This window comes from Streptomyces sp. 35G-GA-8, assembly GCF_023534745.1.
Taxonomy (GTDB): domain Bacteria; phylum Actinomycetota; class Actinomycetes; order Streptomycetales; family Streptomycetaceae; genus Streptomyces.
On record NZ_JAMHJQ010000014.1, the window covers coordinates 135,712 to 158,972 of the forward strand.

A 23,261-nucleotide genomic window follows, 5' to 3' on the forward strand; every position below is an offset into this window, starting at 1 on the left:
TCTTTGTCATCACAAGGTTAGCGCCGTGACCTCATCCGCGCTTTTCGCCACTTTTCGTGGCGATCGGGTGCTTCCCCCGGTCGCCCGCCGGGACGGGGGGCTTTATCGTGGCCAGCATGAGGATCGCGGTCCTGGGCACCGGCGTCATGGGGACACCCCTCGCACGGAACCTGCTGGGGGCCGGGTTCCAGGTGCGCGTGTGGAACCGTACGAGGCACAAGGCGGAGCCGCTGGCGGCCGAGGGCGCGTACGTGGCCGACTCGCCCGCCGACGCGGCGAGCGGCGTGCACGTACTCGTGACGATGCTGGCCGACGGGCCCGCCGTGGAAGCGACGATGACCGCGGGGCACGGCGCCGAGTCCGCCGAGTCCGGCACATCCGCCGAGTCCGGCCCGTCCGCTCCGTCCGTCCTGTCCACGCTGCCACCGGACGCCGTGTGGATCCAGATGAGCACCGTCGGCGTCCAGTGGGCAGGGCGCCTGGGGCCCTGGCCGGCCATCGCCTCGGCTATGTCGACGCGCCCGTGTCCGGCAGCTCCGGACCCGCCGAACACGGAGAGCTGCTGATCCTCGCCTCCGGCGCACCGGCACTGCGCGACCGCGTCCAGCCGGTGTTCGACGCCGTCGGCCACCGCACCGTGTGGCTGGACCGCCCCGGTGACGGCAGCAGGCTGAAGGTCGTCCTGAACAACTGGCTGGCGCTGCTGGTCGAAGGCATGGCCGAAACCCAGAACCTGGCCACGGCGCTGGGGCTGGACGCGCGCGAGGTCACCGACATCATCGACGAGAGCCCGCTGAGCTGCGCCTACGCGGTGGCCAAGGGACGCGCCATGGCCACCGGCGACTTCACCCCCGGCTTCCCGCTGCGCCTCGCGCGCAAGGACGCCGCGCTCGCACTGGAGGCCGCGGGCGGCCACGGGACGTCCCTGCCGCTCACGGAAGCGCTGCTGCGGCGCTGGAGCACGGCGATCGAGCGGGGGCACGGGGACGACGACGTGGCCGCCGCGATCACCGCCGTCCGCCGCGCCGCGTCAGCCCCGTGACTCCAGCCGCCCCTTGTTCTGGAGGATGTAGAGGGCGGCCAGGGACGGGGCGATGAGCACCCCGGCGGCGCCGGCCACGGAGGCGAGCACCCAGAGCGTGGGCGTCGGCGCCGCCGCCTCGGCGATCGTCAGATGCGTGCCCAGCAGATACGGGTACTGCGCGACGCCCCAGCCGCACACGACCGTCGCCACGGCCAGCGCGGCCAGCATGCGCAGGGCGACGGGGTTGTCGCGTCTGAGCAGGAACAGACTGAGCAGCCCGCACAGCGCCGAGATGACGAGCAGCGGCAGACCGCGGTGGCTCAACTGGTGGAAGAGCCTCGGGGAGTCGGCCCGGAGAAGGAAGATGCCCGCCAGGCAGAACACCCCGGTGACGATCCCCGCGGCCTGGGCGCGTTTGCGGAACCACGCTGTGAGCCGCGGGCTCCCGTTCTGCCGTGCGGAGGCGGTCAGATACACCGCGGCCAGATAGGCGCACACCGATACGGCCAGCACCCCGCCGAGAACGGAGGTGGGGTTGTTCCAGCTTCCGACCGGATCTCCGTAGCCGGCGGTGGGTACCCGGCCCGACGCGATGGCACCGGCCACACTGCCGAAGCAGTAGGGGGTGAGCACCGAGGACAGCGCGAACGTCGCCCCGTAGATCCGCTGTTCGGGCGTGCGCATCGACGCCTTGCGGAAGGCGAAGCCCGCGCCCCGCAGGACGATTCCCAGCACGGCGAGGCCCAAGGGGATGTAGAGCGTGGTGGTGATGGCCGCGAACGCGAGGGGGAAGGCGCTCCACAGCATGACGAGGCAGTAGATCAGCCAGGTGTGGTTGGCCTCCCAGACAGGGCCGATCGACACGTCGATCAGACGGCGGGCCCTGTTGCCGCGCGCCGCTCCGCCGGCGGTCAGGTCCCAGAAGCCGGCGCCGAAGTCCGCTCCGCCGAAGAGCGCGTAGGCGATGACACCGATGAACAGCAGAACCGCGATGGCGTCACTCATGGGCGCCGGCCTTCCCCGGGTGCGCGTCGGTCAGTGGCCGGTTGGGACCGTAGGGTACGTCCAGCCCCTCGTCCTCCCCCTCGCCCCCGCCGGCTCTCCAGCGTCTGGTCAGGGAGCGCAGGATCAGCACGGCGCCGGTGCCCACCGCGAGGTAGATGGCGAGGGCGGCGGCGAAGAACGGCCAGAGATTGCCCTGCGTGGTCACGGCGTCCTTGGTGAGCAGCAGACCGACCACCGTCCACGGCTGCCGCCCCACTTCGGTGGTCACCCAGCCGGCCTCCAGGCACACCACGGCGACGACCCCGCTGAGGGCGGCGCAGCGCAGGAACCACCGGTTGGTGGGCACCCGCCGCCGGCGCCACAGCAGCCAGGCGAACCAGAGGACCAGCAGGAGCAGCAGGCTGGCCGTTCCCACCATGACGTCGAACGCGAGATGGACCACGCTCACCGCGCTGTCGGAGGGCCGTACGGCGGGGTCGATCGCGTCGAGTCCGCGGATCTCGGTGGACGGGCTGAACCCGGCGAGCAGCGAGGCCACGTCCGGAATCCTGAGGCCGTAGCGCACCTCGCCGTCCACAAGCACTCCGCCCAGCGTCTCGGGGACATGGCGGGCGGTGGTGGGCAGCAGCTCGATCGCGGCGAACTTCGCCGGCTCGCTGTGGAACACCTGGCGTGCGACGACATCACCGACATAGATCTGTACGGGCAGGATGACCCCTGCCACGACGAAGCCGATGAGGAAGCCGAGCCGGTGGTAGTGGTCGCGGCGTCCCCTGAGCATGCCGACCGCGTAGACCGCGGCCACCGAGAAACCGGCGACGATATAGGCGGCGAGCAGCATGTGCACGCTCTCGAACCAGAAGGCGCCGTTGAAGAAGACCTCGGCCGGACGTACCTCCACGACACGGCCGTCGCGCATGGTGATACCACCGGGCTGGTTCATCCAGCTGTTCGCCGCCACGACGGCGGCGGTGCCGCCCATGCTCGCCAGGACCACGGGGACGCCCGTCCAGAAGTGCACCCAGGGAGGAAGCCGCTTCCAGCCGTAGATATAGATCGAGACGAAGATCGCTTCCAGGAAGAAGAAGATGCCTTCGATCGCGAACGGGAAACCGAACGCGGCGCCGTATCTGCCCATCAGCCCCGGCCACAGGATGCCGAGTTCGAAGCTCAGCACCGTACCGGTGACCGCTCCCACGGCGAGCAGCACGGCGGCGACCTTCGACCAGCGCTGGGCGAGCAGCAGGGCCTGCTCGTCGCCGTGCTTCAGGCCCCGGTAGTTGGCGATGAGCATCAGGGCGGTGAGTGCCACTCCGAACGGCACCAGGATGATGTGGAAGCCGAGAGTGAAGGCCATCTGCTCCCGGGCGGGCAGCAGCTGCGGCGGGTCACCGGCCGAGGCCGCGGCCCGCAGGAGAATCCCGGCGGCCTGTGCGGAAGTTGGCATTCCTGCATCGTCCACGCAGGGGTCGGCACGCCGGTCCGGCGACACGGACCGGCGGCGAGCGTCACCCGTTCAGACAGCCGTGTGGTGGCCGGCCGGTGGAGAGATGGCCGACCACCACGGGGGCGATTCGTTACCAGCGGTTGGCCAGGGTGCGTTTCTGCGCCTTGGCCGATGTGGTGCCGCCTGTGATCACGAATTGTGAGCCCGGCTGGGTGACGATGTTGCCGTCGGCCGAGTTCGTGATGGTCACGTTGGTCAGCGCCGCGTTGCCGCGCGCGCCGCTCATGGCGAGGATGCCGGCGCCGTTGTTGGATTTGTCGATCTTGACGTTGCTGACGGTGACGCCCAGGGCGCCGCCGCCCGTTTTGAACTGGATGCCGTCGTAGGTCGAGTCGAGGATGTCGGTGTCACGGATCGTGACCCCGGGGATGTCCCTGCTCTGGGCGAAGAGGGTGATGGCGCCGAACTCCTGGTCCTCGTTCCAGAAGGCGCCGCCGGTGCGGTGCAGGGCGTTGTTGGCGATCAGGGTCTGGCCGGAGAAGGGCAGTGGGTCGTGGTCCGTGGCCAGCATGATGCCGGGGTAGTTGGCCGTGTCGTAGATCAGGTTGTTCTCGATCTTGTTGCCGTAGCCGCCGTAGACCGCGACGCCGTTCGCCCGCCAGGGCAGCTGGATCGTGTTGTTGATGAACTGGTTGTCGTGCGCGATGTCCGTCGACGGGTTCTTCACATAGCGGTTGGCCCAGACCGCCAGGGAGTCGTCGCCGGTGGTGCGGAACGAGGAGTTGAAGACACGGGAGTTGCTGGTGCCGTTGGTGAAGTTGATGCCGTCGGCGTAGGTGTTGCGGATACGCATCCCGCTGAACTGGAGGCCGTCGGCCGGGCCCCAGAGGTCCGGGATGTTGTCGTAGTCACGGCCGACCCACACGCCCACATTGGCGTGCTCGATCCAGACGTTGGAGATCTTGGTGTCCTTGCCGAAGCGGCCGTTCAGGCCGACTCCGCCCTCGGCGCCGCCGGGGCCGCCCCGGATGGTGCCGGAGCCGAAGATGGCGATGTCGGAGATCTGGGTGTTGTCGTCGATGTCGAAGCCGAAGTTGCCCTCGTGCGGGTGGTTGATGCTGCCGACCGCCTGGTGCGGCTCGGTCAGCGTGTAGAGCTGGGAGTGCCACATTCCGGCGCCGCGGATCGTGACATCGCTGATGCCCACCTGGTTGTACTGCCCGCGGTCGAGCGGGTCATCGGTGAGGATCTTCTTCTCCTGCCGCCACTGACCCGCCGGGATCCATACGCACGCGATGGCGCCCTCCTGGTCGGCCGTCACCGCCCGCTGGATGGCGGCCGTGTCGTCGATCCCGTCGTTCGGCACCGCGCCGTACTCCGTGATCGAGGTGCACTCGGCCGGCTTGGCCGACGGGGGCGCCACCTGCTCCAGATCGATCAGGTCGATGATGTAGAAGGCGGCGGAGTCGCCGGCGTCGCGCTGGAGCCGGAACTTGGTGCCGACCGGATAGGTCGTCGGCAGCAGTGCGTTTGCCTCGTCGAACAGCCGGCGGGCGTCGGCCTGGGGCGTGTTGGTCAGGGACTCGGGACCGTCGGTGTTGCCGTACAGCCAGCTGTGCTTCGACGAGAGGGTCAGCTTACGGACGAAGGTGTCGTTGACGTAGAGGCTGATGGTGGCTTCGGTGCCGCCGCCGTTCGGCGCGTCGGGGATGGAGTTGCGCACGACGATCGAGTTCGAGGGGTTGGTCGAGGTGAACTCGACGAACTGACCGGTGGAGTTGAGCCGTACCGACTTGCGGCCCGAGGACTCGGTGGCGAAGTTGGTGTGCCCGAAGGTGCGCAGCGGGTCGGTCTCCAGCAGAGTGCCCTGGTAGCGGGCGGCCTCGGCCTCGTACTCGACGTACGGGACGGCCGCCCCGCGTCCGACGACGATCGCGCGCGAGAACGTGTTGTTGGTCTCGTTGGTCTCGGTGACGACGTTCGTGGCGTCGGCGGTGGCGACGATGGTGGCGCCGCCGTTGGTGGCGGTCCAGGTGCCGTTGACGTTCACATTGGTCGTCGCGCCCGCCGCGATCGCCGGGGTGTTGGTGTTGAGCGTGGTGCCGCCCACCGCCACCCGGGTGACCGTGGTGGCGCCGGAGCTGGTGGTGCCGCGGTTCTTCACCGCGACGGTGAAGCTGACCGCCGCGCCGACGGCCGGGTTCGCGGGGCTGTGTTCGACGCCGAGCACCTGGAGGTCGGGGCCGGGGCTCTGCCCGACGACCAGGTCGGAGGGCGCGGTGAGGCTGTTGTTGTCGTTGTCCTGCTCGATGATCGTGTCGGTCGGGTCCACCAGCGCCGTGACCCGGTACGTGCCCGCCGCGCGCTTGCCGATGTCGACCGGGACGGTGGCCGAGGCCCCCGCGGCGAGGGCGGGCACCGGCGCGCTGCCCGCGACCACGCCGCCCAGACTGACGTTCACGGTGGTCGCGCCGGCGCCGGCCGTTCCCGTATTCCGTACGGTCGCGTTCACCTTGACCGTGTCGCTCTCCACGGGGGAGGCGGGGGTCCACGACAGGGCGCTGACGGTCAGGTCCGGGTTGGGGGCCGGAGTCCCGATCACCTGGAGTTCGCCGACCTGTCCGCCGGGCGCCCCGGTGTTGCTGAAGAACTGGAGCTGGAGGTCCGCGGCGCGTCCGGTGACCGGGATCGTGACCGTGTTCTGGTTCGACGCCGGGTTGAAGACATGGTTCGCGCGGGCCACGAGTGAGGTGAAGCCGGTCGCCCCCTGGTCGCGGCCGAGTACCTGGAGGTTCTGGGTACGGGTGCCCCATATCGGGTCGGGGTTGAGCTTGATGACGACCGAGGTGATGTCGGCGTTGGCGCCGAGCTTCACCGTCAGCGTCGACGGGTGGCCCGCCGCTTCCCAGTAGGTGCCGGTATTGCCGTCGTTGGCGTTGCGCGCGACGAAGTTGAAGACCGTCGACGACGCCTCGATCGGCTTGCCGAGGGCCAGATCGGCGGCGGCAGCGGCACGGGCGCCGCTGGGCCGCTCGGCCGCCTGGGCGGTGCCGGAGCCGGCCGCCGAGACGGGCAGGAGTCCGACGGTGATCAGGCCGGCGATGACCGCGCCGATGATCAGCCGTCGGCGGGGCTGTTTCCGTTTCATGGTGTCCTCTGTTCTGTCGGAACGAGAGAGCCTGTCGGAACGAGAGAACGGACAGCCCGCTGCACTGGGCCGGCCGTACGGCGCGCGGGACCCGCGTCACGCGCCACGCGGGTGCGTGCGGTCCGAAACGGAGCGGCGCGGTGGCAGCAGGCGGGGGCGGGTCCCTGCCGCGAAGCCGCACATTGACCTGGCAAACGAAGTTGCACGGTGAGCGCAAAGAAATTGAGCTAGTTATCGATGTTTTTGCGAGACACAGGCTGCAATCATGTCATGTGTTTGTCAACGCTTCTCGCACGTCTGCCGAGTTTTTGGCGCGACGGAGCCGCGCCGGGGCGACCCGCACAGAGCCCTGGCGCGGATTCCCACGACGTGACGCGTCGGCGCATGACCCGTCAGTCCATGACGCGTCAGTCCATGAAGACGACCCGGCGCGAGGGGCCCGCCGTGCCCGGGGTCGCGGTGGTCGCGGAGCGGCCCGCGGGGACGGCGCGGTCGCGGCCCCAGGAGCGGATCTCCTCGATCTGTTCGGGGTTGGTGCGGCTCATGGGAGAGGCGTTGGCGAAGGTGTCCTCGACGAACGAGGGGTCGAGCTCCTTCGGATCGTCCTGGAGGTGGAGTTCGGCGCCCACGTCATGGAGCGCGGCCTCGATGTCGGAGCCGGCGAAACCGTCGGAGAGATCGACCAGCAGATCCAGCCGGTCCGGCGCGGGCTCGGCCTTCACGTAACGGCGGTAGTAGAGCTGGATGATCTCCCTGCGGTCCTGCGCGTCCGGCAGGTCGACGAAGAAGAGTTCGTCGAAGCGGCCCTTGCGCAGCAGCTCGGGCGGCAGGCTGCGGACGTCGTTGGCGGTGGCGACGACGAACGCGCGCGAGTCGGACTCCTGGAGCCAGAAGAGGAACTGACCGATGATCCGCTGCGGCACTCCCGAGGAGTCGTGGCTCCCGGCGAGGCCCTTCTCGATCTCGTCGATCCACAGGATGCACGGCGCCACACGATCGGCGGTCTCCAGGGCCTCACGCATCCGGCCCTCGGACTCACCGAGGAACTTGCCGTGGATGCTGGCCATGTCCAGCCGGTAGAGGGGCAGCCGCCACTGGGACGCGATGGCCTTGGCGGAGAGGGACTTCCCGCAGCCGGGCACGCCGACCAGGAGGGCGCCGCGGGGTGGCCGGAGGCCGGTGCCCCGCAGGTCGGAGTGCATCAGCTGGTGCTTGCGCCGCAGCCAGTCGCGGAGATTGGTCAGTCCGCCGATTCCGTAGTCCTCCTCGCTCTTGAGGTGGACACGTTCGAGACCGGCCAGATCGCTGAAGATCCGGTCCTTGGAGCGGGCGAGGGCAAGGACGTCGTCCTTCTCCACGGAGCCCTTGGCGACCAGCGTGGCCATCAGGTTGACGGCCTCGCCCTCGGTGACGCCCTGGAGGAACTCCGCGGCACGGCGCGCGTCCTCCTCGGTCCAGGCGATCGGGACGACTCCGTGGTGGTCGCCGAGGAAGCTGTGGATCGTCGCGTACATCTCGTCGGGATCGGGGAGTTCGAGCTGAAGGCTCATCCCGAGCCGCTGGAGGCCGCTCCAGATCGGCTTGTCGGTGATCAGAACCAGGCTGCCCGAGTTGGCGTCGGCGAGTCTGGCGAGTTCGGCGACATGCCGGGTGAACGGGGTGTCGGTGTCCAGGTCGTCCGGGTCCACCAGCACCAGGGTCGCGTACGGCCGGCTGCTGAACTGGGCCGCGGCGAATTCCATCGCGCCCGTCAGCGAACGGTCGTCCTGCACCGTCGCGTTGGACCGCAGATCCCGCAGCCCGGTGGCGCGCGTATAGATCCAGAACGGCTGTCCCGAGCGGCGGGGCTGCGCGGCGATCTCCTTCACGAGGCGCAGCGCGCGCGGCTGTTCGATGGTGCGCAGGCCGATGACCGGCACGCGTGCGGTGAGGTAGTTGTCCAGGTCGTCGCGGCAGTCACGGTAGTTCGGCATGCGGGGCCTTCTGCTGAGGGAAGGGGGAGGGGGGAGTTACCGCGCGGGAGCCACGGCGGGAGAGTCGGGGCGGGGTGCGTCACGGCTGGGGCGTTACGGCGGGGTCACCCGCCGCCTGCCCGTCGCCGTCGGGTCGTACGACCAGCCGCCCGTCGCGGCGGGCTCCCCCGCGGGTACGGGCGGTGGCGCGGAGGTCACCGCCGTGAGCGGGTTGTCGCGTACGGTCCGCCGCCTGGCCTCGACACGGCGCGGATCACCGCCCTCCGCCACCATGCCCTCCACGGCCCGTTCGAGGTCCTGTTGCAGCGAGCATGTCGCGTCGTCCACCATCTTCAGCAGCCGCGGCCGCAGGTCCTCGGGCAGCGCGGGGTGGTTCGCCAGGGCCCGCACGGGATGCAGCCCCGACCGGGCCTGCTCCAGGGCGCGCCCGACCGAGAACTCGTCCGCCGTCTCGCCGAGCGCCGCGGCGAGCGCGTCGGCGCAGCGCTGGAGGCGCCCGGAGAGCGCGTCGGTGAGCCGGAGCCGCAGCCGGTCCCAGGTGTCGGCGGCGAAGTCCTCCTGGCGCAGGGCCGGCAGCCCCGCGCCGTCGGACCGGCCGCCGGCCGCCCACTCGGTCAGGAACGCGGCCCAGGTCTCGTAGGTACCCCCGTGGGCCCAGAGCCCCCCGGTCACAGGTCCTGCTTCGGGCGTCGTACGGTCATCTCGCCGGGCGGCAGCGGCTCCCAGTCGGGCAGCCCCTCCACCACCTTGCGCAGCCGGGAGGTGGTCCGCTCCTTGGGGCGCGCGGAGGTGGACGCCCAGGGCGAGGCGGCCTGGGACGGCGCGGCCTGGGGGGCCCGGGACGGCGCGGGCGGTGCGACCACGCGCCGGGGCTGCTGTTCGGGGATCACGATGCCTGCTCCTCCGCCGGCTCGGTGACGGTGCGGCCCTCGTACGGTGACGAGGCGTGCGTGGCGGTCGCCAGCGAGGCGATCATGGCGCGGGTGGCGGCTTCCACGGCGTCGGCCCGCTGGAACCGGCTCTGCCAGTCCGTCAGTTCGGCGCGGGCCGCGCGCAGGGTCCCGACGGATTCCTGTTTGGCCTGTTCCAGGGAGCGCCTCGCCGTCTCCTGGAGCGTGCGGGACGCGGCGGCGCGGTTGTTCAGGACCAGCGCCCACACCCCGCCGACGATCAGCGCCGCCACCAGCGCGAAGCCGACGTGGAACGGGCTCAGGAGCACCAGGATGGCGAGCACGATCCCACCCGGCAGCAGGGCCTGCCGCCGCCAGGGGAAGGCGAGCGAGTCGATGAACGGCCGGGCGTGCCCGTCCCAGTGCGCGATCAAGGACGCCTCCAGCGTCTCCAGCGGGGTGGTGAACGAACCCGCCCACGGCGGCAGTGCGAAGGTCGCCGCCCCCACGCCGTGTGTGGTGGCGAAGTGCGCCCCCACGTCCGCCGGGATGGCCGCCCGGTAGTCCCGGCTGAAGGAGGCGTGCGCCCGCTTGAACCAGCTGTGGCAGGCGGCCACCGAGAGCCGCTGGGTGGCCGGGGAAGCCCCGATGGCCCCCGGGTTGAGAGCCGAGGTGGTCTGGACGGTGAGGTAGTCGAGGGTCTCCTCCAGCGACGCCGAGTCGATGTCGACGGCCCGCTTCGCGGCGTCCAGATCGCCGCCGCTGTCGATGACGGCGTGATTGAAGGCCAGATCGCGGCGGAGCGGCAGCTCCTCGTTGTCGTACTCCCCGACCAGCCGGTCCAGGATGTCGTCGACCGCGTCCTCGATACGGTCCGAGGGCTCGGACTCGCGCGCCATCATCGCCGTGTACTTGTCGAGCACGGTCTGCTGGGCACGGGCCGAGGAGAGCACGGCGTCGAGCTGCCCCCACTGCGGGGACACCGCGGCCAGCCGGGGGAAGTCGGCACTGGCGGACGGCGCGCGCAGCGAGTCGATCTCCGCCCGCCAGCGGGTCACCTGGGCGGTCTCGGTCGCCTCGTCGGCGAGCAGCGTCTCGCGCCAGGTGGCGAGGGTGTCGCGCAGCAGCTCGCGCCCCGCCGCGCCGAACGCGCCCTGCGAGATCGATTCGAGGATCACCGCGAACTCCCGGCCGAGCGCCGCCGGGTCCTGGACGTTGAGGTAGTGGCGCAGCCAGCGCACCGCGCCGGCGTGCCGGCCCTGGCGGCGCAGCACGAGCGCGAAGAACAGCGAGGTCCGGTCGGGGGAGCGGCGGAACGCCTCCTCCACGGCGCGCTCGCACAGCGACGGGTCGTCCGCCGCCCAGCTGGAGAGCCCGATCAGCGCGGGGGCCAGCCAGTAGCGCGGCGTCTGGATCATGAGCTGCTCGCCCACGTTCCGTACGGTCTCCTCGGAGACCAGACCGGTGTCGAAGGCCTGGAGCATGCCGACCGCCGAGCGCCTGACCACCTTGTGATGGCCGAACTCGTGGTCCACCTTGTCCTGGATCACCCCGACCCGGGTCTCGGCACGCTGGATGTTGGCCGTCAGCTCGGCCTGCCGTACGTACGTCATGAAGTCGGCCCGCAGCTGCTGGAGTTCCGTGCGGGTCTCCTGCTGGGCCTGGCCCACGGCCGACACCTGGCCGGAGACCGCCCCCACCTGCTCGCCCAGCCGCACCACGAGGCTGTTCACACGATCGACCTGGCGCCGCAGGTGGTAGTCCACCTCGGACATGGTTCCTCCGTCGTTGTCTGTGGCTCTGAGGTTCTGCCGGCCCGTGCGCGCACGGGCTCTACGGGCGTACGACCGAGCCGTCGTCCAGGACCGGGAGAACCGTCCCGCCGGCGTAGACCTCGACGTACTCGTAGGCCCCGGACCGCACCAGCATCCGGGCCGCCGCGAAGGGCTCCGGCATCGGATCGCCCGGGGCGAAGTGGTCGATGATCGTGTGGAAGAGGCTGAGCCGGTGGTCCACGAAGGGCGGCCCCAGCCGGCACACGGCCACGAAGCCCACCGGGACATCGCCGTACGACACGGCGTACTGCTCGCGGATCCAGCCGGACAGCTCCCGCACCGCCGCCTCGTTCAGCCCGGCGTCCAACCGGCGTACGGAGTCGATCAGTTCGCGCGTACGGTCCCGGTAGCGGTCCCGCGAGAGGGCCGGGCGGCCCGTCGGTGACGCGGATACGGCGCCTTTGCCCAGTGCGGCGCCCGGCCCCGCGGCGGGGCGTACCACCCGGCGTGGCCCTTCCATGAATCCCATGGATCCCCCAAGATCCCCCGTGTGCGTGCGTCCGTCCGGCACGGCCTGAACCGCGCGGGCTCAGAACAATAGCGACGGCACCTCCATACTGCTAAGCGCCTGGCGGCGGCGACAGCGGATAACCGAAGTACGCCCGGTAAGCGCCCAGTTCACGACCGGCGCGCGCACGAATCCTCCATGTGTGCCCTGACAGACTTCTCCCATGGGGACCGTGTTCATACTTCTGGTGGGAATCAATGACTACGCGGCCTTGCGGCCGCCCGCCGACCCGCCGGGACCGTCCGGGGCGCCGGCTTCGCTGGGCGGCTGCGTCAACGACATCCGGGCCGCGCGGGGCTGGCTGGAGGGGCGGCTCGGCGGTCCGCCGCCCCGGATCCTCGAACTGACCGACGGCGAGGCGACGGTGGCCGCCGTCACCGATGCCCTCCGGAGCCATCTGGGCCAGGCGGGCCCCGGGGACACCGCGCTGTTCTGGTACGCGGGCCACGGCACCCGGTTCGCCGCCACCGAGCGCGCCCATCTGTACATCGAGCCCACCGGTTACTGCCAGGCCCTGGTCTGCGCCGACGGCATCCTGATCGACAAGGATCTCGGCGCGCTCCTCGACGGCGTCGCCTCGGCCGGCGCGCACACCGTCGCCGTCCTCGACTCCTGCTTCTCCGGCGGCGCCACCCGGCTGGGCGAGGACCTCGTCAGGCGTTCGCTGCCGCACGACCCGTCATGGCCCGCCTACGGGGACCTCGGACCCCGGGCGGCCGGCCCCCGGGCGAACCGCCCCCGGGCCCGCGATGTCCCGGCCCCCGCCGAAGCGGCGCGGCATGTGCTGCTGGCGGCGTGCCGCGTCAACCAGGCGTCGTACGAGGACGGGCACGGCACGGATCGGCACGGGCTGTTCACCCGCGCCCTGCTCGGCGCCCTGCGCGACATGGGGCCCGGTGCGACCTACCGGCAGGTGCTGGCCGCGGCCGGCTCGCGGGTGCGGTCCGCGACCGAGCACCAGAACCCGGTGCTGTCCCCGGCGGAGCCCGGGGGCATCGCCGACCGGGTGGTCCTCGGGGGCGCGGCGGACCGAACACTCAGCCCGCATCTGCTGCTGCGCGGACCGGACGGCTGGCAGGTCGACTGCGGCAGCACGCATGGGCTGTCGAGCGGTCCGGACGCTGCGCGGGGCGGGCGGGATACGGATTTCAGCGGTACGGAGTTCAGCGTCGTCGACGCGGATCGCGAGGGGGACGTCGTACGCGTACGAGCCGTCGAGCCGCTGCGCGCGCTGGTCACCCCGGTGGGCTGGACCCCGGATCCGGTGCGGGTCTATCCCGTCGCGGTGTCCGCCCTGGCCCTGCCGCCGACCACGGTGGTGGTGGACGGCGGCGACCGGGCGCTTCTCGACGCCATCGACGCGGCACCGCTGCTGCGCCTCGCGGACGGTGGCCCAGGGCCGCGTTCGGGCCAGGTCTTCAAGGTCGTCGTCCGGGACGACGGACGGGCCCGTGTCCTGCGCCGGGACGGGACCGAGGCGACCGCTCCGCTCCCCGTCCACCGGGTGCCGGACTGCCTGGTCCATCTCACCCGCTGGCATCAGCTGCGGGATCTCGCCAACCCGGCGTCGTCCCTCGCCTCGCTGGTGGATGTCGACGTGTCCGTCTGGAACGGCGAGCGGATCCTGCCGGACGGCCACGGCGAGATCCGCTGCGCGTACGACGACGGGCGCGGGCCGCTGCTCTCCGTACGGATACACAACCGCTCCCACGACCGCACGCTCTGGTGCGTGCTCCTCGACCTCACCGACAGCTACGCCAGTCATTCGGCCCTCTTTCCCGGCGACTTCATCGGCCCGGGGCGCACCGGTTACGCCTTCGGCAACGCCCCCGTACATCTCTCGCTGCCGGAGTCGCGCAAGGCCGAGCCCGGCGCGTATGTCCGCGACTGGCTCAAACTCATCGTGGCCGAGGGCGAGTTCAGCACCGTTCCGTTCCGGCTCGGGCCGTGGAGCGCGGACGCGCCGCCGGTCGCCCGCGATATCGGGGAGGATCACGTGCTGCGCCTCACCCGGCCTCCGCACGCGGGCCGTGACGCGGGCCCGGGTCCTGGCGGCGGGAGGGCGCCAGGCCAGTGGTACGCCCTCACGGTCCCGGTGCGGACGGTGGTGCCGGAGTGACGCCCGCTCGACGACTGTCCGGCGTCGGCGGGTCAGCGCCCGAGGTGCGTGAAGCCGGCCCACGCGGTGAGGTCGTCCGGGCTGAGGTCCCCGGCGCGCAGCGCGAGAGTTTCGGGCATGGCGGGCGGGAATACGCGCGCGGGGTCGAGCATCCACAACTGGGCGCGGCGCAGGGCGGCACCGGGGGACAGGTGCTCAGCGCGCAGGTAGTGGTGGGTCATGAACATGAGCAGTGAGGTCGCGTCGTCCGGCACTGGCCAGAGCGAGCCCACGACCGACCGGGCGCCGGCCACGAGGAAGGCCGTGGCCAGGCTGTAGGCCTCGTTGTGGCCACGTCCCGAGACATGGCTGCGGCAGGCCGCCAGCACGACCAGTTCCAGCTCGCCGCGCCCGGCGCCCGCGGCGGCCTCGGTCAGTTCCTCGGCGGCCAGCTCGCCTCCGTACAGGGAGAGATAGGCGCTGTGCCGCCGGTTCGCCGCGACCGTTCCGTGGCAGGCCAGATGGAGTACGCCGCCGGTGTTCGCGGGGTCGCGCAGCCAGGCGGTGACCTCGTCGGGGGTGGCCGGGCCGGTGGTGGCGGCCGGGCGGTCGGCGGTGACCAGTCCGCGTCCGAGGAAGCGCCCGGCCGGGTAGAAGGCGTGGCGTACCGCGTCGGCCTCCTCGCCCGCGTACCGCAGGTCCCCGGTCGGGTTGCCGACGACCAGGGCGGCGCCCGTGTGCGGGACCGCCGGCCGCTCCGCGACCTCGCAGAACAGCCGCGCGGAGGCCGCGTACGAGATCCCGGCCGCCTCCATGGCGTACCGCCGGCCGCCCGCCGCGCGGGATTCCCAGGCGGCGTGCCAGGGGACCACGCCCAGCGCGCCCATCGGGACGAGGACGAAGGTGGGCGGGGGTTCGCCGGGCGCCTCGCCCACCCCCAGCCCCTCCAGGAGCGGCTTCATCGCGGCGTACCACGCCCAACCGCACAGCCGGTCGAGCTGCTTGCGCGGGGTCGATGCCGCCGTCGCGTGCGGGTCGCCGCCGTCCGGCACCGGGCCCATGTCACGGGCGGCCGGGGGCGCCGCGTCATAGGCGCGCAGGGGTGCCGCGTCCTCGCGGAGCAGCGGCAGCGGGAGCGAGCCCACCCGCCCGGCCGCGGTGACGACGACGGCCGCGCCGGGGCCGGTCTCGTAGCCGGGGACGAGATAGACCAGATAGTCGGCGCCCACGGCGGTGAGCGCCGCGCCGATCCGGGCGGGCGCCGGCGGTTCGAGGAGCAGGTCCCGCGGCTGTCCCGTCCCGTCGGGGCCGGTGAGCACGGCCAGGACGCGCCGGCGCAGCTCGCTGGGGACGGCCTGCGCCGCGTCGGCCGCCGGGCCGGTGTCCACCCCCGGCAGCGGACCGTTGCCCGCCCCCGGTACCCCGTCCGTGCCGCCCGCCGCCCGCCACTCGTCGGCCAGGTCCTGGCGCCCGGCGGCGGCCAGTCGTTCGGGGACGGATCTCGATGTGATCGCCGTGTGCAGGACCAGCCCGCGACAGGAGTCCAGCGCCTGGACCGCCTCGTCGGGGGCGTTGTCCTCCAGACACCACGAGGCCACTTCGAGGGCCGCCCGCGTGGCGTTCGCGGCGACCTCGGCGGCATGCGAGGTGCCGGACTGCAGCAGCGCGGCCCAGGTCCAGCCGCGCAGCGCCTTGAGCCCGGTGCGGCGGCCGGTGCGCCGTTCGTCCCGGCCGGGGGCGGCGCGCAGCCGGTACGCGCGGCCGAGGGTGAGCCCCATCGCCCCGTAGAGCCGGTGCTCGGGTCCGCCGGCCTGGCGCGCGGCGCGCTCCAGCCAGTCGATACCGGTGTCGAGCTCACGGCGGTCGCGGCCGGCGGCGGCGAGCCCGCAGAGAGAGGTGCCGACGACGTTCGCGTACCGCAGCCAGTCGTCGCTGCCCTCGTCGACGAGCGCGAGCGCGTCCTCGACGAGCGCGAGGGCGTCCCGCAGGCCCTGTGCGTCGCCCCGCGTGCCCGCGCGCCCGCCGCGCGCGATGCCGTTGTCGCCGAGCACCCAGGCGCGGTGGTCGCGTGGCAACTTGGCCGCCAGCCGCCGCAGTTCGGCCGTACTGGGCCGGCCGGGCGGCGGCGGAACGGGCGGTGCGCCGAGCCGGTCCGCGAGCTGGTCGCGCTGCGCGTGGACGTTCTCCAGCAGCGTCCACACCTCGATACGTGAGGGGTCCTCGGGATCCATCTCCGCGTGGAGCGCCGCCAGCGTGCGCCGCCCCCGGTCCACCCCGGCCAGATCGCCGCGCAGCGCCGCCCGGTTCGCCTCGAACCCCGCCTGCTGGCCGTCCATGACCCGGCGCATGTACGAGGTGATGGTGGGGCTGTCCCTCAGGCGTTGCCAGGCGTCCCCCGCGGCGTCCAGATCGTCCACGGCGCCGCGCAGTTGGCCGCGCTGGTGTGTGGCGAAGGACCGCAGGAGGCTGAAGCTGTCGTGGAGATCGCTCTGGGTGTCGCGCCGCGCCGGTGTGCTCGCGGCGCCCGCCTCACCGGGCGCGCCACTGCTCCCACCGGGCGCGCCACCGCTCTCCCCGGACGCGCCCAATGTGGTCCGGGCCCGGTCGAGGTCGGCGATGACCTCGTCCAGTCCCGTGCCCGCACCGGCGAGCTCGTCATGGAGCCTGACGTACCCGGTGGCTCCGTGCACCATGCTCTGCCAGGTGGCGTTCTCCGGTCTGCTCGCCCGGGCGGCCTCGGAGAGGGCGGTCTTCTGCTCCTCGGTGATGTGGTTGCCGTGCGGGTCGAGCATCGGCACCACGCTCAAGAGGTAGCCGGCGAAGACCCCGTACTCCTCGCTCTCCGGATCCCGGGAGCGCCACTGCTCGTAGAGCTGGTCGAACGTACGGCTGAGCCGCCCGGTGCTCGCCATGTCGTTGGCCATGGCGCCGTACGCGTCGTCGTCGAAGTCGAGAAAGCTCCGGCCGTGCGTGAAGTCCGCCATCATCCCCCGGGCCGCCTCCCGGCCCTCGTCGAGCACCCCGTCGGGGTCGTCCAGCGCTCCGGACGGGCCGGGCTCCGCCGCGTGGGACCGCGCCCAGGCGAGCATCAGCTTCGCCAGGCGCCGCAGCCCGGGCTCCGCCTCCGCCTCCTCGATGGCGAGCACGCGCCGCGCGCAGTCCTCGACGTCCGACAGCCGGGCGGGGTCCTGGTCGTCCTGGTAGCGCGCCTGCTGGAGGGAGGCGAGGAGCATCGCGCCGGGCACCGGGTCGCCGTCCCGCGCGGGCAGCCACTCCCGTACGGCCCGCCTGAGCAGGGGGATGGCCCGCTCGCGTGCCGAGTCGTCGTCCTGTGCGGCGGCGTGGTCGTAGAGCAGCCGGCCGAACGCGTCCGCGAAGACCGGCGAGAGGCCGTCCTCGGCGCCCGGTTCGGCGAGCAGGGCGTGCAGTTCGGCGACGGCGGGCGCCAGTTGCTCCCGCTCGCGCCAGTTGAAGTGCAGACAGGCGCGGACGAAGACGCTTCTGGCCCGCGCCTGCCAGGCCCACCAGGGCTCTTCGGCGCCGATCGAGCCCTGTTGCCGTTGCTGAGGCTGTCGCCGCTCGCGGGCTTCGGCGAGCGCGCGGACGAATTCGTTCCGGGCCTCGCGCAGTAGCTCACGGTCGGCGGCGGCCCGGCCGCTCGCCAGCAGGCCGGTCGCGAGCCCGTACCGGAGCAGCGGGACATCGGAGCCGGGTGCCGCCCCGGTGAGGGCGGTCCGGTAGTGCTCCACCGAGGCGCTGAAGTCACCCTGTTCGAAGGTGAGTTCGCCCAGACACGCGTACAGCTCGGTGGCCTCCTCGGAACCGGCGGCGTGGTCGCCCAGCGCGTCCCGCTGCCGGCGTACGGCCGTGGCGAAGAGGTCCGCGCGGCCGGGGTCGTCCGCCGGGGCGCCGCTGCACCGGGCCGCGGAGATACGGGCCAGCAGGAAGCGGGCCAGCGGCACGTTACCCGCGGCGAACGGTGAGCCGTCCGGCAGCCCCGCGAGACCGGCGCTCAGCCGCTCCTCCGCCCGGTCGAGAAGGGCGGGGGCCGGCTCCCGGCCGTACTGGTACAGCAGCACCTGACCGTGCAGCACCCGCCAGGCGTACCAGATCTCCCCGTCGTCCTCGTCCCGTGCCGCGAACGCGCGCGGCAGCGCGTCGGCGGCGCGGCTCAGGTCGTCGTCCCGGCCCTGCCGCAGATGCAGCTGGAAACTCCACTCCCCGGCCCAGGCCCACATATACGGGCGTTCGGGGTCGTCGTCCGGTGTCCGCGCCAGCGTCGCCAGCAACTCGTCCCGGGCCGCCCGTAGTTCCTCGTCGGACAGCTGGGAGACATCGGGCAGCTCGTCCTCGGACACGAAGGTGCTCCTAAGGTGCGATCGGGGTGACCGGAGTGACCGGGGTGACCGGGGCGATCTGCGCGAGATACGGCGCGAGTACGGAGTTGAGCCAGCGTTCGCCCTCGGGCGTCGCGAAGTCGATGGGCGGCTCGTCGGTCTCCTCGACGATCTCCGTGAGCCCCCGGTCCAGGCAACGGTCCTGGAAGAGGATCAGCGCGTGCGCGGAGGGCTCGCGCTTCGACGGCCAGACGAACCCCTGGGCCCAGGGGGCGGTTCCGCCTCTGATCCAGTGCCCCCAGTGCCGGGTGTACGCGTACTCGTCGGGCTCGCACTGGACCAGCCACGCGTCCTGCGCGACGGAGGCGAGATCCGCCCCGGACACCAGCGAGACGACGTCCACGTCGGCGGTCAGCCGCAGGAAGGAGAGCCGCTTGCCGCGTACGGAGGTGCGCGGCAGCAGCCGGATCCCGCCGCCCGGATCGAAGGGGACGGACCGCAGCAGCGACTCGCAGACCGCGGCGGGCGCGGTACGCCCGGCGTAGAGAAACGGGTAGTCGTCGCAGCGCGTCGCGTCGAACCGGCCCCCGTCGTAGAGGCAGTCGGACGGTACGGGGTTGAACGCGGTGCCCGGACGTTTGGACGCGTGGACCCGGAAGAGCGGCGTACCGGCGGGCAGTGGCACCTTCGTGGGCGTGCGCGGGAGCGCGGTGGGCGGACGGCTGTTCGGCACGGAATTACTCCCCCTCCACCAAGTAGCGTGCGGTACCGACGAGCTGGCCGTCCCGGCCGCTGCCGAGCAGTTCCGCGGGGGCGACGCCGAGGTAGCCGTTCGCCGACAGCCACCAGTCGGCCGCGCCCCAAGGATCGCGCGCGGAGTCCAGCAGCCCGTTCACCGCCACGACGACCGGCCAGGGGGTGACCGCGTCGCCGAACTGGAAGGACGGGATACGGTCCACGCCCCGCGCGCCGGACTCGCCGCGCAGCCGGATCAGACCGTGGGTGCGCGCGTGCGCCTCGGCGGCCCAGTCGTCCAGCATCGGATGTGAGAGAAGGCGCTCGCGTACGGGGCCGAGCAGCGGGCCGACCATGGGGTTGTCGTCCAGCAGCAGGAAGGCGAGGTCGGCGGCGGTGAACCCGGCGTAGGTCTCCTCCTCCAGCGCGTCGGCCGCCGACGTCCCGTCCGTCGGCGTCCCGTCCGTCAGCGTCGCGTCTGTCAGCGTCCCGTCCTCCAGCGTTCCGGCGAGGCGGTCCGGGTGGCCGGCGGCGAGCCGTTCGGCCTCGGCGGGAGGCAGCAGGGCGAGGACGAAGCGCGCGGTCTCGCCGGCCGTCGCCGCCCGGCCGGGGGCATGGCGCTCCATGGACCGCAGCGAACGCAAAGCGGACGACAGTCCGTTCGCGGCCCCCGCCGTGTCACCCGTGCCGGCCGTACCTCCCGTACCCGATCGCAGATAGGGGCCGAGCCGGCCCCAGTCGGCGGCCACCGCCGCCAGCACACGATACGGATTCACCCGCGCCCCCTCCCCGTGGTGAGCGCCCCGCTCCACCATGTCCGCCCCGGGCCTCGGCGGCATGCCCGAAGGATCGCACCGCCGGGCACGCCGCTTCAACCGCATCCCCCACCCCCATTCAACCGTCCCCGCTGGTCGGTTCCCGGTCGCGAACGGGGCGACTGCCGGCGGGGGGTCGGTTTGTCCACCATGGTTTCGAGGTGAAGATCGTGTTTTTCCTCCCGTACCGTCATGTGGTGTGATGGCGCGCTCGCGCATTCTTCTGCGCCGCGTCAACAGGGGGAGGTACGGCGTGACGTCGCGTCGGATCTGGATCACGGCCGGTATCACGGCTGTCGGTGTCTCGGGAGTACTCGCCTTCCAGGGCATGTCCGGAGGGCTCGGGTTTCCCGGCTCCTCGGGCGCGTCCGGGGACGGCCAGAGCTCGGGGCCGCTGCGTACGGACGTCCGGGCGGCGGATCTGCGGCCTCAGGACGACGGCCGCGGCGCCGCCCTTTCGCGGCGTGACACCGATCGGTTCAGCATGCTGGGTGTCACCTGGAACGATCCGGGTGCCCGCGTGTCCGCCAAGGTCGAGGCACGTACCCGCGCCGTGGGCTCCGGCACCTGGTCCCGCTGGCTGGTGCTCGACGGCGACAGCGGTCAGGGCGAGAGCACTGCCGAGCGCGGCGGGACCGAGCCCGCGTGGGTGGGGCCCTCCGACGGTGTCGAGGTACGTGTCACCAGCGGCGGGCACACCTCGGCGCGACTGCCCGCCGGCCTCAGCCTCGCCATGATCGACACGGGCGGAGGCAATGACGGCGGCGGCGACGGCGAGGACCTGGCGATGGCACCCGCCGGCTTCGCCGCCGACGATCCCGTCAGCCCGCCGCCGGGCGAGCCCTCGGACGGGCCGGCTCCCTCTGGCGGGCCGGCTCCCTCGGACGGGCCGAGCACCCCCACGGACGGTACGGACCACTCGACCCCGCCTTCCCCGGACGGGACTTCGGGAGGGACCCCGGGCGACGACCCCTCGACCGCTCCGCCGCCCACCTCGGAGCCCCCGGGCACCACAGGGCCCTCGGCGCCCCCGGCGTCCACGCCCCCTCCCACACCGACCCCGACGGTCAGCATCCCCACCGCGCCGCCGTCGACCGCGCCGCGCCCGCCGATCACCTCACGGGCCGGCTGGGGAGCCGACGAGTCGATCAGCCCTGAGGAGCCCGGCTATCTGCCGGACGGCCGGATCAAGGCGGTCACCGTGCACCACACCGCCGAGAGCAACACCTACACCTGCGCCCAGGCCCCGGCCGTGGTGCGCGGCGTGTACGCGTACCACGTGAAGGAACTGGGCTGGAAGGACATCGGCTACAACTTCCTGGTCGACAAGTGCGGCACGGTCTACGAGGGCCGCAAGGGCGGCGTCGACCGGCCCGTGCAGGGCGCGCACGCCTACGGCTTCAACTCCGAGACGACCGGCATCTCCGTCCTCGGCACGTACACCGACGCCGCGCCGTCGGGGGCCGCCATGGTCTCGGTCGCCCGTATCGCCGCCTGGAAGCTGGGCCAGTACGGGGTGAACCCGGCCGGCACCGCCACCCTCACCGCGGGTGACAGCGGACGCAGCTACAGCGGCAAGACCTGGGCCAAGGGCGCGCAGATCGCCTTCCCGGCCATCCACGGACACCGCGACGGCTACAACACGCAGTGCCCCGGCGACGCCTTCTACGGCCAACTGGCCACCATCCGGTCCTGGGCGGCGGGGCCCGCCACCGGAGTGGCCGTCACGTCCGTCACCGGCGCGGGGCTGGCGGGATCGACGTACTACACCAAGGCCGCCGTCACCGTGAACTGGTCGACGGCCACGCCCTCGGCGCTGATCACCAAGAACGAACTGCTGGTCGACGGCAAGGTGGCCGCGAGCGTGTCCGGCGCCACGACCTCCGCGAAGGTGACGCTCGCGGCCGGCAGCCACAAGGTCGCCGTCCGCGCCGTCCATCAGTCAGGCAAGACCGCCACCAGCGCCTCGGCGACCGTCGTCGCGGAGACCACGGCCCCGGCCTTCACCACCAAGCCGGCGCTCGCGCTGCGCGCCGGCCTGGTCAACACGACCGCCGTGCCGCTGACTCTGAGCTGGAAGGCGACCGACAGCGCGGCGCTCAAGGAAGTACGGCTGACCGCCCCGGCCGCCAAGACGTACGGCCCGACCACCACGAGCGCGGCGCACACCGCCAAGTCCGGTGCGGCGACGACCTGGTCGATGACCGCGTACGACCAGGCGGGCAACACCGCCGCCGCGTCGGTGGCCGGTACCCCGGTGATCGTCCAGGAGAGCTCGGCGGCCAGGACCGGCTCCTGGACCACCAAGTCGTCCACCAGCTACCTGGGCGGCAAGTCGTACTCCAGCTCGGCCAAGAACGCCTCCCTCAGCTGGACGTTCACCGGCCGCTCGGTGGCATGGGTGGTCTCCCGGGCGTCGACCTCCGGACAGGCGTATGTCTACCTCGACGGGACGAAGGTGGCGACCGTCGACCTCAAGTCGTCCACCACCAAGTACCGGGACGCGATCTTCACCAAGACCTGGGCGTCCAGCGCCAAGCACACGATCAAGATCGTCGTGGTCGGCACCAGCGGCCGTCCCACCCTCACGACCGACGGCATCGTCTACCTCAAGTGACGGGCACACGTAACAAGCGCAAGTAACAAGCGCAAGTAACGAGCAGCACGTACTCAGTGACACATGACATCCCGGCCGGCGCCGTTCGCCGGCCGGGATGCTCGCTTTCCCGGGGCCGGTGAAACATTTCCGCTGTGCCATCGCGTCAGTGGAGTGAGGGGCGGGCGGGGGGAGCCGGCGCCACGGGATACGGGGGACCGGGGGACCATGAGGCGCACGGGACTGCTGGGGCGTACGGGCGGCGGCGAGCGGCCGGGGACCTCCCGGGCCGATGATTTCAGGGAGTTCGCCGCCGCCCGCACGAACCAGCTCTTCCGCTCCGCCTCTCTGCTGACCGGCGGCGACACCCATCTCGCCGAGGATCTGGTGCAGGAAACCCTCGGCCGGATGTACGCGCTGTGGGGGCGCGTCGCCCGGATCGACAACCCGGCCGGGTACGCGCAGACCGTCCTCGTCCGTACCTTCCTCACGCATCAGCGGCGTCGCTCGGCGACCGAACGGCCCCTCGGGGAGCTCCCCGAGCCGGCCCAGGTCCTCGGGGACGACGTCGACCTGCGGATCGCGCTGCTCGACGCGCTGGGGCGGCTGCCGGCCAAGGACCGCGCGGTGGTGGTGCTGCGGTACTGGGAGGACCGCAGCGTCGAGGAGACCGCCGACGCCATGCGGGTCAGCTCCGCCGCCGTACGCACCAGATCGGTGCGGGCGCTCGCGAAGTTACGGGATCAACTGGACGGCGCATTCGCCGAGTTGGCCGACCGCTGAGCCCCTGCCCCGAGGGTGCTCGGCACTGATTCTGTCCGTCACATGAGCCACATGAGCCATATGAGCA

At 72.1% G+C, this 23,261-nt stretch carries 16 protein-coding genes; 5 read left to right on the plus strand and 11 right to left on the minus strand.

The features are described 5' to 3' along the window. The first annotated feature begins 116 nt into the window (after nucleotides 1-116). Nucleotides 117-566 (plus strand): NAD(P)-binding domain-containing protein, encoded by a 450-nt coding sequence (locus M1203_RS38845; protein ID WP_283959156.1) that lies wholly within the window; start codon nucleotides 117-119, stop codon nucleotides 564-566. After that, nucleotides 524-1,042, plus strand: coding sequence for an NAD-binding protein (locus tag M1203_RS38850; RefSeq protein ID WP_308404925.1), 519 nt, complete (start codon nucleotides 524-526; stop codon nucleotides 1,040-1,042). Before M1203_RS38845 ends, M1203_RS38850 begins: the two co-directional genes overlap by 43 nt. Here the strand turns inward: M1203_RS38850 and M1203_RS29335 are convergent. From M1203_RS29335 to M1203_RS29370, 8 genes are all read right to left on the minus strand, one after another. Beyond that, nucleotides 1,031-2,029, minus strand: coding sequence for a cytochrome d ubiquinol oxidase subunit II (locus M1203_RS29335; RefSeq protein WP_249952835.1), 999 nt, complete (start codon nucleotides 2,027-2,029; stop codon nucleotides 1,031-1,033). The two genes, M1203_RS38850 and M1203_RS29335, sit on opposite strands and share 12 nt — an antisense overlap. Then, the gene (locus tag M1203_RS29340; protein ID WP_249952836.1) at nucleotides 2,022-3,476 is read right to left on the minus strand and encodes a cytochrome ubiquinol oxidase subunit I; all 1,455 of its coding nucleotides are present in this window, start codon (nucleotides 3,474-3,476) and stop codon (nucleotides 2,022-2,024) included. Before M1203_RS29340 ends, M1203_RS29335 begins: the two co-directional genes overlap by 8 nt. A gap of 130 nt (nucleotides 3,477-3,606) precedes the next feature. Further along, complete coding sequence (locus tag M1203_RS29345) at nucleotides 3,607-6,624, minus strand: CARDB domain-containing protein (RefSeq protein ID WP_249952837.1); 3,018 nt, start codon at nucleotides 6,622-6,624, stop codon at nucleotides 3,607-3,609. 407 nt (nucleotides 6,625-7,031) lie between these two features. Further along, nucleotides 7,032-8,597 (minus strand): AAA family ATPase, encoded by a 1,566-nt coding sequence (locus tag M1203_RS29350; protein WP_249952838.1) that lies wholly within the window; start codon nucleotides 8,595-8,597, stop codon nucleotides 7,032-7,034. A 93-nt stretch (nucleotides 8,598-8,690) separates the two neighbouring features. After that, nucleotides 8,691-9,269 carry a hypothetical protein gene (locus tag M1203_RS29355; protein WP_249952839.1) on the minus strand — a complete coding sequence of 193 codons (579 nt, stop codon included), beginning with the start codon at nucleotides 9,267-9,269 and terminating at the stop codon, nucleotides 8,691-8,693. Next, nucleotides 9,266-9,487: a hypothetical protein gene (locus M1203_RS29360; protein WP_249952840.1), complete on the minus strand. Its 222-nt coding sequence runs from the start codon at nucleotides 9,485-9,487 to the stop codon at nucleotides 9,266-9,268. The genes M1203_RS29355 and M1203_RS29360 overlap by 4 nt, the downstream gene beginning before the upstream one ends. Continuing rightward, nucleotides 9,484-11,262, minus strand: a complete 1,779-nt coding sequence (locus M1203_RS29365; RefSeq protein WP_249952841.1) for a hypothetical protein — start codon at nucleotides 11,260-11,262, stop codon at nucleotides 9,484-9,486. Before M1203_RS29365 ends, M1203_RS29360 begins: the two co-directional genes overlap by 4 nt. A 58-nt stretch (nucleotides 11,263-11,320) precedes the next feature. Continuing rightward, nucleotides 11,321-11,782 (minus strand): hypothetical protein, encoded by a 462-nt coding sequence (locus tag M1203_RS29370; protein ID WP_249952842.1) that lies wholly within the window; start codon nucleotides 11,780-11,782, stop codon nucleotides 11,321-11,323. 211 nt (nucleotides 11,783-11,993) lie between these two features. Between M1203_RS29370 and M1203_RS29375 the strand changes: the two genes are divergently transcribed. Continuing rightward, complete coding sequence (locus M1203_RS29375) at nucleotides 11,994-13,949, plus strand: caspase family protein (protein WP_249952843.1); 1,956 nt, start codon at nucleotides 11,994-11,996, stop codon at nucleotides 13,947-13,949. A gap of 32 nt (nucleotides 13,950-13,981) precedes the next feature. Here M1203_RS29375 and M1203_RS29380 read toward each other — a convergent pair whose 3' ends face one another. The 3 genes from M1203_RS29380 to M1203_RS29390 are packed head-to-tail and all read right to left on the minus strand — an operon-like array spanning nucleotide 13,982 to nucleotide 19,776. Beyond that, the gene (locus M1203_RS29380; protein ID WP_249952844.1) at nucleotides 13,982-18,286 is read right to left on the minus strand and encodes a CHAT domain-containing protein; all 4,305 of its coding nucleotides are present in this window, start codon (nucleotides 18,284-18,286) and stop codon (nucleotides 13,982-13,984) included. Nucleotides 18,287-18,296: 10 nt separating this feature from the next. Next, nucleotides 18,297-18,998 carry an RES family NAD+ phosphorylase gene (locus M1203_RS29385; protein WP_249952845.1) on the minus strand — a complete coding sequence of 234 codons (702 nt, stop codon included), beginning with the start codon at nucleotides 18,996-18,998 and terminating at the stop codon, nucleotides 18,297-18,299. A 4-nt stretch (nucleotides 18,999-19,002) separates the two neighbouring features. Continuing rightward, nucleotides 19,003-19,776, minus strand: a complete 774-nt coding sequence (locus tag M1203_RS29390) for a hypothetical protein (protein ID WP_249952846.1) — start codon at nucleotides 19,774-19,776, stop codon at nucleotides 19,003-19,005. Between the two features lie 367 nt (nucleotides 19,777-20,143). Here M1203_RS29390 and M1203_RS29395 point away from each other — a divergent pair, with 367 nt between their 5' ends. Both M1203_RS29395 and M1203_RS29400 read left to right on the plus strand, forming a co-directional pair. Then, nucleotides 20,144-22,432: a peptidoglycan recognition protein gene (locus tag M1203_RS29395; RefSeq protein WP_249952928.1), complete on the plus strand. Its 2,289-nt coding sequence runs from the start codon at nucleotides 20,144-20,146 to the stop codon at nucleotides 22,430-22,432. Nucleotides 22,433-22,639: 207 nt separating this feature from the next. After that, nucleotides 22,640-23,194: a SigE family RNA polymerase sigma factor gene (locus tag M1203_RS29400; RefSeq protein WP_249952847.1), complete on the plus strand. Its 555-nt coding sequence runs from the start codon at nucleotides 22,640-22,642 to the stop codon at nucleotides 23,192-23,194. Nucleotides 23,195-23,261 lie beyond the last annotated feature (67 nt).

Bases quoted from the DNA above. Each gene is read 5' to 3' on its own strand.
- M1203_RS29345 (WP_249952837.1), bottom strand. From the start codon at position 6,624: ATGAAACGGAAACAGCCCCGCCGACGGCTGATCATCGGCGCGGTCATC.
- M1203_RS29395 (WP_249952928.1), top strand. From the start codon at position 20,144: ATGTCCGGAGGGCTCGGGTTTCCCGGCTCCTCGGGCGCGTCCGGGGAC.
- M1203_RS29335 (WP_249952835.1), bottom strand. From the start codon at position 2,029: ATGAGTGACGCCATCGCGGTTCTGCTGTTCATCGGTGTCATCGCCTAC.
- M1203_RS29350 (WP_249952838.1), bottom strand. From the start codon at position 8,597: ATGCCGAACTACCGTGACTGCCGCGACGACCTGGACAACTACCTCACC.
- M1203_RS29365 (WP_249952841.1), bottom strand. From the start codon at position 11,262: ATGTCCGAGGTGGACTACCACCTGCGGCGCCAGGTCGATCGTGTGAAC.
- M1203_RS29400 (WP_249952847.1), top strand. From the start codon at position 22,640: ATGAGGCGCACGGGACTGCTGGGGCGTACGGGCGGCGGCGAGCGGCCG.
- M1203_RS38845 (WP_283959156.1), top strand. From the start codon at position 117: ATGAGGATCGCGGTCCTGGGCACCGGCGTCATGGGGACACCCCTCGCA.
- M1203_RS29340 (WP_249952836.1), bottom strand. From the start codon at position 3,476: ATGCCAACTTCCGCACAGGCCGCCGGGATTCTCCTGCGGGCCGCGGCC.
- M1203_RS29370 (WP_249952842.1), bottom strand. From the start codon at position 11,782: ATGGAAGGGCCACGCCGGGTGGTACGCCCCGCCGCGGGGCCGGGCGCC.
- M1203_RS29375 (WP_249952843.1), top strand. From the start codon at position 11,994: ATGGGGACCGTGTTCATACTTCTGGTGGGAATCAATGACTACGCGGCC.